Source organism: Brevibacterium sp. AGC70, from assembly GCF_057334195.1.
Genome location: NZ_JBHFIH010000007.1, coordinates 40869 through 53524 on the forward strand (window position 1 = coordinate 40869; position 12656 = coordinate 53524).

Sequence of the window (12656 nt, forward strand, 5' to 3'; positions counted from 1 at the left end):
CAGCCCCCCCCCCCCCCCCCCCCCCACGTCCGAGTGCGTTTGCGGAATAGAACCTCGGCGCGCGGCTGTTGTCCTTAACGACTGATCACTTACATCCTCGACCGAAGGAACCCATCACCTTGTCCGTTCCACTGAATATTCTCGACCTCGTCCCCATCCGTGACGGATCCACCGCCAGCGAAGCCATCGACACCTCGATGCAGGCCGCACGCCTGGCCGATGAGCTCGGCTACAGTCGTCTCTGGTTCGCTGAGCACCACAACACCATGGGACTGGCTGCGAGTGCCACGGCGCTGCTGATCTCACAGGCTGCGTCGGTGACCGAGAAGATCCGTGTGGGTTCAGGCGGAGTGATGCTGCCCAACCATGCTCCGCTCATGGTCGCCGAGCAGTACGGCACGCTGGCCAACATCCATGGCGATCGCATCGACCTTGGGTTGGGCCGCGCGCCGGGCACCGACGGAATGACAGCCCAGGCGCTCAGCCGTTCATCGGCCGAACCGCAGTCCTTTGCCCAGAACATCTATGACATGCAGGGCTGGTTCAGCTCCGAGGGCAAGGCTCACACGATGCCGATCGAATCTGCTGTCTCTGCCAACACCGATGTCCCCATCTGGGTGCTCGGCTCGACGACGAACGGCGCCGCGATCGCCGGTCAGCTTGGTTTGCCGCTCTCGCTGGCCTCACACTTCGCTCCGGACCAGATCGATGCCGCGATCCGCGTCTACCGCGAATCCTTCACCACCGAGGCACCCACCGCACAGATCGACAAGCCCTACGTCATGGCCGGGATCAACGTGATGGTGGCCGAGACAGACGACGCCGCCCAGCGCGAGTTCACGTCGGTCAAGCAGATGTTCGCCGACATCGGCCGCGGTCGCCGCCGTCATTTGCAGCCACCGGTCGACCCAAGTGAGCTGGCCGGCGGCGGTGACAACCCGATGCTTCAGATCAGCGCCGTGGGCTCACCCGAGACTGCGACCCGTCAGATGTCAGAGTTCGTCGAGCGCACCGGGGCAGATGAGCTCATCACCGTCACCTATGCCTACGACCCCGCAGCGGCCGAGCGTTCCCTGAAGCTGCTCGCCGACGCCTGGTTCTGATTCCGGAAGTTCCAAAATGCGAATCGGGGAGCTTTCCAAGAAGACCGAGGTGCCCACTCGAATGCTGCGTTACTACGAGGAGCAGGGCCTCATCGCGCCACGTCGCCTCGACAACGGGTACCGCGAGTATGACGACTACCTCGTGGAGCGCGTGCGCAAGGTCCGTGGGCTCCTTGACTCGGGGATCCCGACACGGATCATCGGCGACATGCTTCCGTGTCTCAACGATACGCGCGAGACCATAGTGGCGGATCCCGACCCCGAATTGCGCGCGTTGTTGTTCGAGCAGCGCGAGAAGATGGAAGGTCGCATCGCGTTCCTCGAGCAGAATCTTGATGCCCTCGATCGGTACATCGCGGCGATGGATCGAGCCAGTGCGGATGAAGTCTCGCTGACCTGATCCCTCGAGTGATTTTGCTCCGTTCTTGACATTGACATTTATGTCAACGTTGGACGATAGGGGTACAACGAGAAAATCGGCCGAAACAAGGCTGACTCGAACTCAGGACAGACGAGGAGCGATATGAAGATCGGCATTATCGGCGTCGGGCACATCGGTGAAACCTTGACCCGCACATTGAGCTCAGCAGGCCACGAGGTGAAGGTCGCCAATTCGCGCGGCCCAGAAACGATCGGCGCCGAGGTGCTGGCAGGTGGAGCGGAGGCCGTCACAGCGGATGAGGCTGTGAGAGATGTCGACGTCGTAATCCTTTCCATTCCGCTCAATCGCATGCCGCAGATCGCTGCGACGATTGCCGGTGCAGCACCCGAGGCGATTGTCATCGACACCTCGAACTACTACCCGGTACGCGACAGCAGGGTCGAGGCGATTGACGCCGGGCAAGTCGAAAGTCTCTGGGTGACCGAACAACTGGGTCGCCCGGTCGTCAAAGCGTGGAATGCCATCGGATCCGCCTCACTGGCGGAAAAGGGCGAACCTGCAGGCGGCGCCGATCGCATCGCTATTCCTGTCGCAGCCGACGATCCGGCGCATCGTCAAATCGGCATGGACCTGGTCAGCGACACCGGATTCGACGGGTTCGATGCTGGTCGCCTGGCCGACTCCTGGCGACAGCAGCCCGGTGCGCCCTCATATTGCACGGACCTCACCAGCGAAGAATTGCCCGACGCATTGGCCTCAGCGCAGGCGGAACGGCTGCCGAAACGGCGAGATATTGGTGTTGCTGCCTTCGCCGAGCGAGCAGGTGACAGCACCACCAACCCCGATTCAAGCTTCGGGGTACGACTCAGCCGCGTCCTCTACATGTAAACCGGATTCTCCGGCAGGCAAGGATCGACACGATCGCGTGTGATGGTCACGAACTGCATGTGAGATGGTCTCCCGGATGAGGGGTCACACGATGGAAGAGGACAGATATGAGAATTGGAATAGTCGGAGCTGGACTCGTCGGGGGAACGCTCGCCCGCAAGCTCGCGTCGATCGGACATCGGGTGCGCATCGCGAACTCGCGGGAGCCATCGTCATTGACTGAGTTTGAGAACGACGATGGGATCACGCCAGTGTGGGCGGATGAGGCTGCTGATGGCGTCGACATCGTGATTCTCAGCCTCCCGCAGAAGGCGATCGGCTCACTGTCGGAGTCCCTCAAATCCACACTGACGTCCGTGCCGATCGTGATCGACACCGGCAATTACTACCCTGTCCGAGACGGAAACATCGACTCGCTGGATCAGGGCACTGCTGACAGTGAGTGGGTCGCTGGCATCCTTGGGCGTCCAGTTTTCAAGGCATTCAATAATATTGTCGCCCCCAGCTTGAAATACAAAGGAACGGAAGATGCGGGCCAGCGGCTGGGCCTCACTGTCGCTGGGCCGTCTGGCGAGGACAAGCAGAAGGTATCTGAGCTCATCGCCCAGCTCGGATTCGACCCTGTAGACGGTGGCGATCTTGCGCAATCATGGCGGCTTCAGCCCGGAACACCCATCTACTGCAAGGACATGACTGCCGATGAGATGCGCACCGGACTGCAGCAGACCACCCGCGAGGACATCGGCAAGTACCACGAAGACCGCGACCAGATTGCAGATTTCGACGCGGCAATGAAAAAGGTGAGCGAGTTCATGTAGGAAAGGCCCACCGTGGGCATCATCACTCCACCAGCCGGACATACGCGGCCAGTCCGGTGTCCTCCTCGGTCAGCGCCCTCGCAGTCGCGAGGATCGTCTTCTCCATCGCCGAGGCGGCCCTGGTCGGCCGTACGTCCGCGCGGGTGGCGAGGCTGACCGTGCGTGAAAGGCTCGGCTCCAGCAGCTGTGCCGAGGTCAGGCGCGGCCGATCGACGAGGACCATGGCCGGGACGATTGCGACTCCCAGTCCGCGTTCGATGAAGCGCAGCACTGCGTCCATCTCGGCTCCCTCGACGACGGTGTTCGGTGCCAACCCGGCCGCATCGAAGGCCGCCGAGGTGGCTTCGCGCAGATCGTATCCGTGATGGAACAGCACCTGGGGGAGTGCCGCGACTTCCGCCAACGTGACCGTGTCACCGGGCAGCAGCGGAGCATCGCTACGGCTGCCGCCCGCCCATGACGTGTTCTCGCCCGAACGGCGGTCAGTCCCAGCAATCACCACGAGGTCCTCGCTGAGCACCTCGCGCATCCGCAACCTCGGCATCTGCGCGCTCGGACTCAACGTCCGCGTGATGAGTGCAAGATCCAGCTCGCCGGCGCCCAGTGCCTCAATGAGCTCCCGCGAACCCTTCTCGACGAGTTCGAGCTCGACCCCGGGATGCTCTTGATGGAAGCTGCTGATCGCCTCGGCGACGAGGCTGACACACAGCGTCGGCGTCGCGCCCAGGCGAATGCGACCCTTGCGCAGCCCGGCGAGCTCATCCATATCCCGGCGGACCGCCTCGGCGTCGGCGAGCATTCGTCGGGCAGTCGGCAGCAGAGTATCGCCTGCGGCGGTGAGACTGATGTGTCCATGGGCGCGATGGAAGAGTTCGGAGCCGAGCTCCTTCTCCAGCGTCGAAATCTGCCGACTCAGCGACGGCTGGGCCAGGTGAAGAGTGGCAGCGGCCTTCGTGAAATGACCGGTGTTGGCGACCTCGACGAAGCTCGCGAGCTGTTCCAGATTCATCTCTATAGCGTATCGCTATCAAGTCAAGCGAAACAATACATTGGACGCATGAGGTGGCCGAACCTAGCGTGGAATACATGAACTCCACACAGGGAAAAGCCCACGCACACGAACACACGATCTCCACCTCGGTGCTGGTCATCGGAACCGGCGGATCCGGCCTGCGCGCCGCGATCGAGGTCGCCGAATCCGGCACCGATGTCCTCGCTGTCGGCAAACGACCCAAGGACGACGCGCACACCTCGCTGGCCGCCGGCGGCATCAATGCGGCACTGGCCACCATGGACCCCGACGACACCTGGCAGCAGCACGCGGCCGACACGATCAAGGAATCCTATGACCTCGCCAACCCCCGCACCGTCGAAATCGTCACCCAGGGAGCCGAGCAGGGAATTGCAGACCTGGAGCGATACGGAATGGACTTCGCGAAGGAGGACGACGGTCGGATCTCGCAGCGCTTCTTCGGCGCCCACACCTGGCGTCGCACCGCTTTCGCCGGGGACTATACGGGACTCGAAATCCAGCGCACCCTCATTCATCGTGCCGAGGCCCTGAACGTCCCCATCCTCGACCGCGTCTACATCACCAAACTCCTCGTCGCCGACGGCCGCGTATTCGGCGCCTTCGGCTTCGACATCGTCGACGGCTCCCGCTACCGAATCCATGCCGACGCGGTCATCCTCGCCGCCGGCGGCCACAATCGGATCTGGCGCCGCACATCCTCCCGCCGTGACGAGAACACCGGTGACTCCTTCCGCCTGGCCGTCGAGGCCGGAGCCCGACTGCGCGACGCCGAGCTCGTCCAGTTCCATCCCTCAGGCATCATCGAACCCGAGAACGCCGCCGGCACCCTCGTCTCCGAGGCCGCCCGTGGTGAGGGCGGAATCCTGCGCAACGGACTGGGGGGGCGGTTCATGGAACGCTACGACCCCGAACGCATGGAACTCTCCACCCGCGACCGTGTGGCCCTGGCCGCCTACACCGAGATCGCCGAGGGCCGCGGCACGGAGAACGGCGGCATCTGGCTCGATGTCTCGCATCTGCCGCGCGAGACCATCATGAGCCGTCTGCCTCGCGTGTTCCAGACGATGATGGAGACGCAGATGCTCGACATCACCCAGTCACCGATCGAGATCGCCCCGACCGCGCACTACTCGATGGGCGGGGTGTGGGTCGACCCGGTCGAGCACAGCACCGACGTCGAGGGCCTGTGGGCCATCGGCGAGGCATCGTCCGGACTGCACGGGGCCAACCGCCTCGGTGGCAATTCGCTCATCGAACTCCTCGTCTTCGGCCGCATCGTCGGTCAGTCCGCCATCGCGTACTCGTCCGATCTGGAGGCGCAGGTGCGGTCGCAGTCTGCCATCGCCGAGGCGCGGGCTGAGATCGATGATCTCCTGTCCTCCGAGGGGACCGAGAACGTCAGGGCTCTGCAGCGCGAGATCCGAAATCTTATGACCGCCCATGCCGGAGTCGTCCGCGATGAGGCTGGATTGTCGGAAGGGCTCGAGAAGCTCGCGTCGATCGAAGCACGCATGAGCGACGTGGGCATCCACCCCGACATCGCTGGCTACTCCGACCTCTCACACGCCTTCGACCTCAAATCCTCGGCTCTGGCAGCGCGCGCCACGCTGGAATGCGCACTCGAGCGCCGCGAGACCCGCGGCTGCCACAACCGCAGCGACTACCCCGAGCAGGATGAGAACCTGCAGGTCAACCTCGTGTGGTCGCCATCGACCGGGGTTGTGAAGGAGAGCATTCCCGCCGTCGATCCCGAGGTCGCCGAGCTCATGCGAGTCGAGGAGATCAGCCAGGTCGGCAAGCTTGTGGAGTGAGGCAGCATTCTTCGGGCCGCGAGCTCACCGTCAGAACTGTCAGGCGGCGAGCTCGCGCTTCCAATCCCCGACGAGGCTGATCAGGGTGAAGCCAGTGAGGAAGGCCGGGAAAGTGGCTAAGAGCCCGAGCCCAACGATCTCAAGGTTGGCGTCGGCGGTGTCTCTGACGAGAAGAGCTCCGGTCACTGCCAGTGCAGTGGCTCCCCACGTGGTTCCCACGACCGCGCCCGGAACTCGAGGCAGAGCTTTCGACAGCATTCCGGCGACGAGGCTGAGGGTGATGGCGCTCCAGATAACTGATTCCACGTTGATCACATCACCGAATGCCCAACTCATGGGTGCCGGGAATCTCCTCTGCAATTGTGCTCGACATCGAGCGCGGAATAGCGCCGAGGACTACAATAACCGACAAGGGTCATTGAGTAAAAAATGTCTCGCATTCTGTATTGACTGTGTTACCGGTATTACCGGCGTTGTCTGCAGTGCCTACGAGTTCTGAGTCCTTGAACAACACCTAGACCACGATGTCGAGAGAGACCAGGAGATTCTCATCGGCGAGCACATCGACGGAGGCGACCCTGCCGTATGCGAACCGGAACCAGTAGAGTGCCCGAGGAGCGCCATCGACGAGGTATGCGGCAGCGGGTACGCCATCGACGTGGACCAGCCTGGTTGCCTGTGCGCGGCCGTTGAAGACTCGGGCCACGGCGTCAGGGCCGGCGACTTCGCGATCGAGGAGAGGGGCGCCGAATTCTGCGCCAGCCCCGGCCAGTCTCACTGCCGTTGGGTCGCTGCGCAGTTCGATCTCGGGATCAAGCAGTTGGAGCAGACTGCCGAAGTCTCCCTCACGGGCTGCGGAGAGGAAGGCCGTGATCGCAGACTCTTGCCTGTGTCGAGCGCTGGTGACGTCGACGCCACGCAGGCGCGCTCGTGCACGGGATGCGAGCTGGCGGGTCGCGATGGGCGTGCGGTCGACGATAGGAGCGATGTCGTTATAGGTCAGTGCGAAGAAGTCGTGCAGGACCAGCGCGAGACGTTCCAGGGGCCCCAAAGTATCGAGGACAATGGTCAAGGCAGCCGCCAGATCGACCTTGAGCACGGCACTGTCTGCCGGTTGATCCGCCAGCGCTTCCTCCGCCGCTGTCTCTTCGGTCGACGCGGACCAGCGCAGGTCTTCGCGTCTCGCGGCGTCGCCGCGGATGAGGTCGATGCATACCCGGGAGGTCACCGTCGTCAACCACGCCTCGAGGTTGTCGATGGCCGCGATGTCTGCTCGTTGCAATCGAATCCACGTCTCCTGCACCGCGTCATCGGCGGCCCAAGGAGATCCCATGGTGCGGTAGGCGATGGTGAACAGCTTGGGCCGATGCAAGGAGAACTGATCGGCCACCTCGGTGAGGGGGTGGGGCGTCGAATTCGATGTCATAGCCATCCTGCCGGTGGTGACTCGTCACGCTTTCGTCGTGGGAAACGACTCATGGGTACGTTCGGCAGACGTCGGACTGATCAGCATCCGTACCAACACCAGCCAAGGAGCAATTGTGACTCTTCTGTCGACATCCATTCTTGACGAACTGCAGGCCACTGTCCAGGGACGCCTATGGTTCCCCGGCAGCTCAGATTTCGACGAGGTTCATCGACCATGGAATCGCGCCATCGACCAGGACGTCCTCGCCGTGGTCGAAGCGGTTGACGTCGGTGACATCAGCAATCTTGTTCGCTTCGCCCGGGCTCAGGGCCTGTCGATCGCGACCCAACCGTCCGGCCATGGCGCTACCGGGCGAGCAGGCGGGGCGATCCTCTTACGAACCACCCAGCTCAACTCGATCGACATCGACCTGAGCCAGCGCACGGCCACGATCGGATCCGGTACAAAGGCCGGAGAGCTGCAGAGCGCCGCAGCCGAGCACGGACTGACGGGACTGCCGGGGAGCTCACCAGTTGTGACGGTGGCCGGAGTTGCCCTCGGCGGTGGCCTGAGCTGGTTCGGCCGGTCCTTCGGCTGGGTGGGTGACAACATCCGCGCATTCGACATCGTCGACGCCGAGGGTCAGACCCGACGGGTCACAGCGGATACGGATCCCGAGCTCTACTGGGCGCTGCGTGGCGCGGGAAGCGAACTCGTCATCGTCACCGGTCTTGAGGTCCAGCTGCACGAGGCTCCGGAGGTGTTCGGTGGGCGCCAACTCTGGCCAGCCGTCCATGCCAGAGAGGTCGCCGAGGTGTTCCGGTCGATGACAGAGACTGCGCCGGATAATCTGAACCTGTGGCTGGAGCTCCTCAGCTTCCCCGGCGCTGACCCGATGGTCGCGATCGACTCGACCTACCTCGGGCCGGAGGCCGAGGTCCGCAGCCTGATGCGCGCGAGCGAAGCATTGCCGGCGCCGCTCTCTGACACCCGTGCACCGATGAGCGTCGCAGAACTGGGAACCATCACTGCCGAACCGACCGACCCTGTTCCCGGCAGCTCCCGCGCGGAGCTGCTCACCACTCTGGATGATGCCGCGCTCAACGCTCTACTGGGGACCCCCATCGACCCGCTGCTATCGGTACAGGTCAGGCACCTCGGCGGGGCGCTCGCGCGAGCAACCGACAATCCGCACGGGGCAATGAGCGAACAGTTCAGCGTCTACATGTTCGGACTGCCCATCACCGAGAAGGCCGCTGAGTCCATCACGAAGAAGCAGGCAGATCTGGCGCGGACTCTGCCGACGACCGGACGCAAGCCCGTGACGTTCCTCAACCCGAGCGAGAGTCTCGCGGATGCGCTGCCCGAAGAGTCGCTGCTGCGGCTGCGTCGGATCAAGGAGGAGCGGGACCCGGCCGGGATCTTCCGCGGGAACTTCAGCAACCTGAAATGAGCTCGCCGTGTGTGGCGTTCAGACTGCGGGCAGCTTCCCCTCATGCGCGTCAGTCAACTGAGTCGCGGCGCGCTGACCAGATCGCTGCTCCCGCACCGGCCCCAGTGTGGTCATGGCGGCCATGATGCCCATAATCATGTCCAACTCCTCACGCGGGGAGACAGCCAGGGTGATGTTCATGCCGATCGGTGTGAGTAGGCCTGTGCCGATGGCCTGCAGTAGGCGTCCGATGAGCAGGACGCTGACGGGTAATGCCGCTTCATCCCGTTGCGGCGGGTAGTTTTGCTGCTGACGAGGCGGGTATCAGTCCTCGTCTTCGATCTCGGCAGCCCGAGCAGCCTCGAGGCGGGCCTGTTTGAGCTTGCGCTGGCGGGTGATGGTCATCGCCGCAATCGCAATGACCATTCCAACGATCCCGCCGATCACGATGGAACTGCCGCTGGCGCTTTGTATGGTCGACCCCAGGCCCGCCGGGAGCAAGGGGTGGCCGGTGATCTGATGGAACCCGATGGCGAAGACCCAGGCGATTGCGAACGCACCGCATGTGGCGTAGGAGATGATGAGCCGCCTCGGCGAAGAGAGCGCCGTTGCGAGGTCAAAATCGACGTTCTCACGTTTGCAGTAACTGGCCGCTGCGAAACTCAACACTCCTGAGCCGAGCAGCAGAGGAAGGGTCCAGAATCCCGCTCCGATGACTGCGAAGAGAACGGCGAGGGCAAGGAAGACGTAGATGGTGAGGACCGAGCCGAACATATACGCCCGGAGGATGACATCGCGTTCGCGCTCATCTCCCATCGACGGATCGTTGAGTCCCGCGATCCGGTCTGCCAGAGCGTTGGGCCGGTGAACCTTGTCAGTGTTGCTCATGCTTCCTCCTGAAGTGAGAAGATCTCTTCGACAGTGGTGTCGAGGGAGTGTGCGATCCGAAGCGCCAGGTACACGCTGGGTGCGTAGTCGCCGCGTTCGGTGGCGATGATGGTCTGACGCGATACGCCTGTGAGCTGGGCGAGCTGGGCCTGCGTGTAGCCAGCCGCCTTGCGAACCTGTTTGAGGCTCGACGTCTGAACATCCATACTGCTTCCTCGCACCCCATTTGCAATGTCAATGATTCTTTACATACAAAGTAAAGCATCATTGACATTATGATGTCAAGAATATTTGACACTGCAATTCCCTGATCACTGATGCATCTATCAATGTATGCATTTGATAGCGTGGAGGAATGAAAGACCTGCTGACGCTCCCGTGGGAGACCACCGACGATGCTTTCCCGATCGCTGCGCGGATGGCTGCGTGGGCCGCCCGCGAGATCATCGAGCAGCGCTACGAGCCCGGCCAACTCCTCACCGAGGCTGAGCTCGCCGAGGCTCAGAGAGCCAGTCGCACACCGGCTCGGGAGGCGATGCTCCAACTCGAGCGCTGGAGGCTGGTCCGCCTCGTGCCGAAGAAGGGCGCGATCGTGACCACGGTGACCCGTCAGGAGCGCCGCGACCTGCTTGCGGTGCGCGCCATGTTCGAGACCGACGCTGTCCAGGCATTGACTCTCGACAGCGACTTCGCGCCGCTGGCGGCAGACCTGCGCACGCTCCTCGACCGGCAGCAGAAGGCTCTGGATGCCAGCCATCCACTCGACTTCGCCAGTGCCGACTATGCCTTCCACGCCCGCATCATCCGCAGCGGCGGCAACAGTATTGTCGAGGAGATGCTGACCACGATGGGCCCGCGCTTGGCCCGCCTGACCTACCAAGTGGTCATCGATCAGCCCAGTTCGCTGCACACCCTCTTCGACGAGCATGCCGAACTCACCGATCTCGCAGAACGCGGTGAGTCCAAGGGCTTCGGAAAGGTCGTGCGCGAGCACATTCAGTCCTCGCACTTCCCCGAGAACCAGTGACCTCGCAAACCGCAGCACTCAACCCAGAATCGCCAGCAATGACTTCCGAACCCGCAACTGAAACAGCAGACCACCAGATCGCAACGACAATCTCTCACTCCGCAGCAACAGTGCCCCAAGGCCGAGGCGGAGCCTGGCTTCGCATCGTGCCCGCCATGTTCCTGCTCGCCTGGGGTGGCAACCACTTCACCCCGCTCGTGCACATGTACGAAGAGGACGGCGGCTACGCCGTCTGGCAGGCCAACCTCCTGCTCGGAATGTACGTGGGCGGGCTGATTCCGGGGCTGCTGGTGGCCTCGGCGCTCTCAGATCGACGCGGACGCAAACCGATCCTGGTCGCAGGGACGATCGCTGCGATCATAGGCAGCGTGCTTCTTGGTCTCGGTTTCGAGATCTTCTGGCTGCTGTGCCTGGGCCGCGTGCTGGCGGGGATCGGCGTAGGTGTGGCGATGTCGGTGGGTACGAGCTGGATCAAGGAACTTTCGTCTCCGCCGTTCGACCGCAAGGCCGGCATCACCGCCGGCGCTCGCCGCCCCGCACTGACGCTGACTGTGGGATTCGCCATGGGTGCAGCGGTCACCGGCTGCCTGGCGCAGTGGGGGCCACTGCCCGAAATGATTCCTTACGCGGTTCACGCTGTCTTGAGCATCGCGGCACTGCTCATCGTCTTCATTGCGCCAGAGACTCTCACGAGGGAGCGCCGGTCGGCTCAGCACTGGTGGCGGGGCCTGCAGATTCCGCTGGTCGTCAATCGCACCTTCATCCGCCTCATCATTCCGGCCGCACCGTGGGTCTTCGCTGCAGCAGGTGTCGCCTACGCGGTCATGCCCGCTCTGGTCCAAAACACACTGGGGGAGTGGACGACCATGTACGCGACCGTGCTCACCGTCGCCACCCTGGGCGCCGGAGCACTGGTGCAGAACCTTGTCCCGCGCATCAACCGGTGGACGGGTGGGCGTGCACTCGTCGTCGGACTCACGCTCATGACACTCGGCATGGGCCTTGCGGTCGTCGCGGCGCTCGCAGCTGATCCGATCATGGCCTTCGTCGTCGCCATCGTCCTCGGCATCGCCTACGGCATCTGCGTGGTGGCAGGACTCGTCATCGTCCAGGCCATCGCGGAACCGAAGGACCTCGCAGGAATCACCGGCATCTACTACTCGCTGGCCTACTCCGGATTCCTGCTGCCCACGGTGCTCGCCGCCCTGCTGCCCGTCATGCCCTACGCGGTGTCGTTGGGTGCGGTCGCAGTGCTCTGTCTGCTCAGCCTCTCCGCAGTGTCACTGGCGTCGAAGGGTCGCGCGTAACGCCTTTGCGTCCGTCGCCACAGCGGCGCGAGCACCAGTGGACATACTGACACCAAAGACAATCTCGTCAGTGCCTTCTGCCCGGAGCGCTTGATAGGCCTGGGATCGGCGGCCTTCTTTGCCGTGATCGCCGATGGGTGCCCGAAATCAGAACTGTCAATCAAGCTGCTCGTATTGCGTGAGTGTGGGCGAGCCTCCGGAGCCGTAGAGCGCGACTTGGGTCAACAGTATGCTGACTGTTCCTTGTCGGGTATTGACTCGTGCAGTGGTGCCGATGCCACCTGTCCAGCCGTACGAACCATCTTGACGAACGCTGCCGCCATAACCCCAGCCTTCTCCAGAGTCTAGGAATGGCCCTGCCTGTTGACGTTGTTGGCTTGTCAGTTGGTCCGTTGTCATTGCCGCAACGAGGTGCCTGGGGATCAGTTGACCTCCTTCATAGCGACCATTGTTGATGAGCATCATCGCGAACTTGAGCAGGTCATCTGCTGTTCCGATCAGCCCCGAGGCTCCGTCGGGAAACGACGGTGGATGAGAATAGACCCCACTGGGGGCGTCT

The 12656-nt window shown here is 63.0% G+C and carries 15 protein-coding genes; 8 read left to right on the plus strand and 7 right to left on the minus strand.

The features are described from left to right. The first annotated feature begins 119 nt into the window (after positions 1 to 119). From ACE03M_RS05215 to ACE03M_RS05230, 4 genes are all read left to right on the plus strand, one after another. Positions 120 to 1103, plus strand: a complete 984-nt coding sequence (locus ACE03M_RS05215) for an LLM class flavin-dependent oxidoreductase (protein ID WP_485933032.1) — start codon at positions 120 to 122, stop codon at positions 1101 to 1103. Between the two features lie 16 nt (positions 1104 to 1119). Beyond that, positions 1120 to 1503 carry a MerR family transcriptional regulator gene (locus tag ACE03M_RS05220; RefSeq protein ID WP_485933033.1) on the plus strand — a complete coding sequence of 128 codons (384 nt, stop codon included), beginning with the start codon at positions 1120 to 1122 and terminating at the stop codon, positions 1501 to 1503. Between the two features lie 75 nt (positions 1504 to 1578). Continuing rightward, the gene (locus ACE03M_RS05225) at positions 1579 to 2373 is read left to right on the plus strand and encodes an NADPH-dependent F420 reductase (RefSeq protein WP_485933047.1); all 795 of its coding nucleotides are present in this window, start codon (positions 1579 to 1581) and stop codon (positions 2371 to 2373) included. A 107-nt stretch (positions 2374 to 2480) separates the two neighbouring features. Next, positions 2481 to 3191, plus strand: coding sequence for an NADPH-dependent F420 reductase (locus ACE03M_RS05230; protein ID WP_485933034.1), 711 nt, complete (start codon positions 2481 to 2483; stop codon positions 3189 to 3191). A gap of 22 nt (positions 3192 to 3213) precedes the next feature. Here ACE03M_RS05230 and ACE03M_RS05235 read toward each other — a convergent pair whose 3' ends face one another. Further along, positions 3214 to 4200 carry a LysR family transcriptional regulator gene (locus ACE03M_RS05235; RefSeq protein WP_485933035.1) on the minus strand — a complete coding sequence of 329 codons (987 nt, stop codon included), beginning with the start codon at positions 4198 to 4200 and terminating at the stop codon, positions 3214 to 3216. Positions 4201 to 4277: 77 nt separating this feature from the next. On the opposite strand from ACE03M_RS05235, the gene ACE03M_RS05240 reads away from it, so the two are divergent. Then, on the plus strand, positions 4278 to 6035 hold the full coding sequence (locus tag ACE03M_RS05240) for an FAD-dependent oxidoreductase (protein WP_485933036.1): 1758 nt from the start codon (positions 4278 to 4280) through the stop codon (positions 6033 to 6035). Positions 6036 to 6074: 39 nt separating this feature from the next. On the opposite strand, the gene ACE03M_RS05245 is transcribed toward ACE03M_RS05240, so the two are convergent. Further along, positions 6075 to 6371, minus strand: a complete 297-nt coding sequence (locus ACE03M_RS05245; protein WP_485933037.1) for a hypothetical protein — start codon at positions 6369 to 6371, stop codon at positions 6075 to 6077. A 178-nt stretch (positions 6372 to 6549) separates the two neighbouring features. Continuing rightward, the gene (locus ACE03M_RS05250; RefSeq protein WP_485933039.1) at positions 6550 to 7461 is read right to left on the minus strand and encodes a sigma-70 family RNA polymerase sigma factor; all 912 of its coding nucleotides are present in this window, start codon (positions 7459 to 7461) and stop codon (positions 6550 to 6552) included. Between the two features lie 115 nt (positions 7462 to 7576). On the opposite strand from ACE03M_RS05250, the gene ACE03M_RS05255 reads away from it, so the two are divergent. Next, complete coding sequence (locus ACE03M_RS05255) at positions 7577 to 8896, plus strand: FAD-binding oxidoreductase (RefSeq protein ID WP_485933041.1); 1320 nt, start codon at positions 7577 to 7579, stop codon at positions 8894 to 8896. Positions 8897 to 8914: 18 nt separating this feature from the next. On the opposite strand, the gene ACE03M_RS05260 is transcribed toward ACE03M_RS05255, so the two are convergent. The 3 genes from ACE03M_RS05260 to ACE03M_RS05270 form a co-directional block, all read right to left on the minus strand. Continuing rightward, positions 8915 to 9076 carry a hypothetical protein gene (locus tag ACE03M_RS05260; protein ID WP_222103628.1) on the minus strand — a complete coding sequence of 54 codons (162 nt, stop codon included), beginning with the start codon at positions 9074 to 9076 and terminating at the stop codon, positions 8915 to 8917. A gap of 123 nt (positions 9077 to 9199) precedes the next feature. Next, positions 9200 to 9763: a hypothetical protein gene (locus tag ACE03M_RS05265; protein ID WP_485933042.1), complete on the minus strand. Its 564-nt coding sequence runs from the start codon at positions 9761 to 9763 to the stop codon at positions 9200 to 9202. Further along, positions 9760 to 9969: a helix-turn-helix transcriptional regulator gene (locus ACE03M_RS05270; protein WP_204234363.1), complete on the minus strand. Its 210-nt coding sequence runs from the start codon at positions 9967 to 9969 to the stop codon at positions 9760 to 9762. Before ACE03M_RS05270 ends, ACE03M_RS05265 begins: the two co-directional genes overlap by 4 nt. A 149-nt stretch (positions 9970 to 10118) precedes the next feature. Here ACE03M_RS05270 and ACE03M_RS05275 point away from each other — a divergent pair, with 149 nt between their 5' ends. Continuing rightward, complete coding sequence (locus ACE03M_RS05275; protein ID WP_485933043.1) at positions 10119 to 10790, plus strand: GntR family transcriptional regulator; 672 nt, start codon at positions 10119 to 10121, stop codon at positions 10788 to 10790. A gap of 38 nt (positions 10791 to 10828) precedes the next feature. Beyond that, complete coding sequence (locus ACE03M_RS05280; RefSeq protein WP_485933044.1) at positions 10829 to 12097, plus strand: MFS transporter; 1269 nt, start codon at positions 10829 to 10831, stop codon at positions 12095 to 12097. 156 nt (positions 12098 to 12253) lie between these two features. Here ACE03M_RS05280 and ACE03M_RS05285 read toward each other — a convergent pair. After that, a partial coding sequence (locus ACE03M_RS05285) for a serine hydrolase (protein ID WP_485933045.1) occupies positions 12254 to 12656 on the minus strand: 403 nt, incomplete at its 5' end.